The 3178-nt window shown below is 70.8% G+C and carries 4 protein-coding genes; all 4 read left to right on the forward strand.

Annotated features, from left to right (window positions below; genetic code table 11):
• Nucleotides 1-672 (forward strand): sphingosine kinase (locus D6718_10630; GenBank protein ID RMG44134.1); only part of this gene is annotated, 672 nt, incomplete at its 5' end.
• Nucleotides 590-1045 carry an acyl carrier protein gene (locus D6718_10635; GenBank protein ID RMG44135.1) on the forward strand — a complete coding sequence of 152 codons (456 nt, stop codon included), beginning with the start codon at nucleotides 590-592 and terminating at the stop codon, nucleotides 1043-1045. The genes D6718_10630 and D6718_10635, both read left to right, overlap by 83 nt.
• A 275-nt stretch (nucleotides 1046-1320) precedes the next feature.
• Nucleotides 1321-2139, forward strand: a complete 819-nt coding sequence (locus D6718_10640) for a class II aldolase/adducin family protein (GenBank protein RMG44137.1) — start codon at nucleotides 1321-1323, stop codon at nucleotides 2137-2139.
• The coding region (locus D6718_10645; protein ID RMG44136.1) for a hypothetical protein at nucleotides 2136-3178 on the forward strand (1043 nt) is incomplete at its 3' end. The genes D6718_10640 and D6718_10645, both read left to right, overlap by 4 nt.

Raw genomic sequence — 3178 nt, forward strand, 5'->3', positions numbered from 1 at the left:
CTCGATTCGGGCGAGAGCGGCGTCCCGCTGGGGATCCTGCCGCTGGGCCGCGGGAACGACCTGGCCGGATCGCTCGGATACCCGCGCGGATGGCGCCGCGCGCTGGCGGCGCTCGACGGCGGCCGGGCCGCTCCGCTCGACGTGGGCCGCGCGCGCCTCGACGGGCGGGAGTGCCTGTTCGTCAACGCCCTCGGGCTCGGGTTCGACGCCGACGTCGCACGCCGGGCGCGCCGGTTGCGCCTGCCCGGGCCGGCCGCCTACGTCGCGGGGGTCGCCGGTGCCGTCGCCGCCGCTCCGGGGCCGTGGCGGCTGCGGGGGACGGTGGACGGGGAGCCGGTCGACCGGGAGGTCACGCTTCTCTCCCTCGGAAACGGCCCGACCACCGGCGGCGGGTTCCGGATGACCCCGGACGCCGATCCGGCCGACGGCTTCCTGGACGCTTGCTGGGCCGCCGCCGCTCCTCGCCGCTCGATTCTCCTGATGCTGCCCCGCGTCGCACTCGGCCGGCACGGCAGCGACCCCCGGATCACGCTGTCCCGCTGCCGCCGGCTCGACCTGCAGGCGGAGCCGCCGATCCCGGGTCACGCGGATGGCGAGGTCCTGCCGCCCGCACGCCGGATCGAGGTCCAGCTGCTTCCCGCCGCGCTCCGCGTCATCCGGCCCGTCGCTTGACACCCCCGTCGGCGGCACCGTATCTAAGGTGCAACATCGTGTAAGCTTGCGCCGGGAACGGGGGTCTCGGCGCCGGCCGGTGGGCTCGCGGGCGGGAGGAACGGTGTCGAACGGCACGGTACGCGAGCGGCTGGAGCGGCTCGTCGCCGCCAACTCGCGGATCGAACTGCGCGAGGTGGGCGACGACGACCGGCTCAATTTCGATCTCGGCTACGACTCGCACGCGATGCTCAACCTCCTGCTCGACGTGGAGGACGAGTTCGGGATCGAGGTGCCGCCGGAAAAGGTTCCCGACCTCGTCGGCGCGCGCTTCGGCGATCTCGTCGGCCTGGTGGAGCGCCACGCGGGGGGAAGGCGGGAGGCGGTGCCGTGAAGTTCGCCGTCGTCGCGGATACCGGCGGCGCCAGCCTGGCTCCGCTCGCCGAGGAGATCGCCGGATTGCTGGCGGCCGCGGGCCACCGTCGGCTCGAGCGTCCCGAGCCGGGCGTGGAAGCGGTGTTCAACCTGACGTCGCCGGAGCGGCCCCTGGCGAACTACATCCGCCCCGAGCCGGCGGTCTTCGTCGCGACGCTGGTCGAGACCGCGGAGGGGTCGTGGGCCGGGACGGAGGAGTTCCGGCGCGATACCTACCGCGTGCTGGTGAAGACGATGTCGAACGTCGTCGTCCACCGCGTCCGCAGCGGTTCGCTCGGCGGTTCGGCCTACTTCATGACGCCCGAACTCGGCTTCCGCCGGGTCCCCGACGGCGAGGGCCTCGCGCGCGCCATCGCCGACTACGTCACGCCGCTCGCCGGGGCACGCTTCGTCATCGGCAACCGGCTGGACGAGGATCTGCCGCGGGAGCTGTGGGAGGGGGACGAGCGGTCGCGGGAGCTGGCCGAGTACGGCCGGCGCCTGGCGGCGATGAACCTCCTGCCGAGCGTCTTCGACATCAAGTCGGTCCTCGACGAGCGCGACCTTCGGCTCGCGATGAAGCTCTTCGGCCTCAAGCAGCTCTCCTACGGGAACCTCTCGGTCCGGCGCGACGCGGAGACCTTCTGGATGTCGGGGCGCGGCGTGGACAAGGGGAACCTGCGGCAGGTGGGCCGGGACATCTTCCTCGTCAAGGGGTACGATCCCGCGACGCGGACGATCCTGCTCTCCGTGCCGCCGGGCACCGACCCGACGGCGCGCGTTTCGGTCGACGCCATCGAGCACTTCAAGATCTACAGCCGGATCCCCGAGGTCGGAGCGATCGTGCACGTGCACGCCTGGATGGACGGGGTTCCGGCGACGCTGCAGAGCTGGCCGTGCGGCACCGAGCAGCTCGCCGACGAGGTGCTCGATCTCGTGCTCGCCGCACCCGACCCGTCGCGGGCGGTGATCGGCCTGAAGAACCACGGCCTGACGATCACGGGCCGCTCGCTGGCCGACATCTTCGCCCGGATCGAAGGCCGGCTCGTGCAGGAGATCCCGGCGCTGGAGTGAACGGGGCGATGTACCGCACACTCGTCGAGCTCGTCGACCGGATGAAGCTGGCGCCCGAGGAGCACCGGCTCGAGCTGGTCGACGCCCGGGGAAGGAGGGCGGTGTTCCCCTGGCGGTTGCTCCACCGCAAGGTGGTCTGCCACGCCGCTTGGCTCCAGGCGCAGGGCGTCGGGCGCGGCGACCGGGTGATCGTCTGCCCGACGAACGATCCGGACGTGCTGGCCAGCTTCCTCGCGCTGCTCTATCTGGGCGCGGTTCCGCTATCGGTCAGCGGCGGCCAGCTCGGCCAGGCCCCCGGCGCCCAGCTCCCGTTCGTTTGCGACCTGCTGAACCGCACGGGAGCACGCGGCGTGTTCGCCCAGAAGGAGCTGGTGTCCGGAGACGACGAGCAGGAGAAGATCCCACCCGAGCGGCGGATCGACCACGTTCCCCTCAGCCTCGATCTCGACGAGGAGCCACCCGATCTTTCTCCCGCGGACGTCTCCCCGGCAGACTTGGCGTTCGTCCAGTTCTCCTCGGGCAGCACCTCGCGCCCGAAGGGCGTCAAGATCTCCCACCGGAACGCGATGCACAACGTGCGCCTGCTGGTCGAGGTGGGACGGAGGGTTCCCGACGAAGCGGCCGCGACCTGGCTTCCGCTTTACCACGACATGGGTCTCATGGCCACACTTCTTTCAAGCTTGTGGCACTGTACGCGCCACATGGTGATCATGAACCCGATTCGCTTCCTGATGCGGCCGATTTCCTGGTTGGACGAGTTGAGCGCGACGAGGAGTCGCGTCTCAATTTGCCCCAACTTCGCGCTGGATCTGTGTGTGGATCGGATTCCCCGGCGGCAGTTGGAAGAAAGACGAATCGACCTGAGTAGCCTTGATCTCCTTTTCGTCGGAGCCGAACCGGTTCGTCCGGGCTCCGTGCGCCGCTTTGAGGAACGGTTCCGCCCCTTCGGCCTCCAGTCGGGGGTGCTCGCTCCGGTGTACGGCTTGGCGGAGGCGACGCTGGTGGTGACGGCGCCACGGTACAGGGAGCCGGTCACGAC

It is taken from the genome of Acidobacteriota bacterium (assembly GCA_003696075.1).
Taxonomy (GTDB): Bacteria; Acidobacteriota; Polarisedimenticolia; order J045; family J045; genus J045.

Excerpts from the sequence above, each read along its gene's own strand:
- D6718_10640 (RMG44137.1), top strand. The coding sequence starts at position 1,321 with ATGTCGAACGTCGTCGTCCACCGCGTCCGCAGCGGTTCGCTCGGCGGT.
- D6718_10635 (RMG44135.1), top strand. The coding sequence starts at position 590 with ATGGCGAGGTCCTGCCGCCCGCACGCCGGATCGAGGTCCAGCTGCTTC.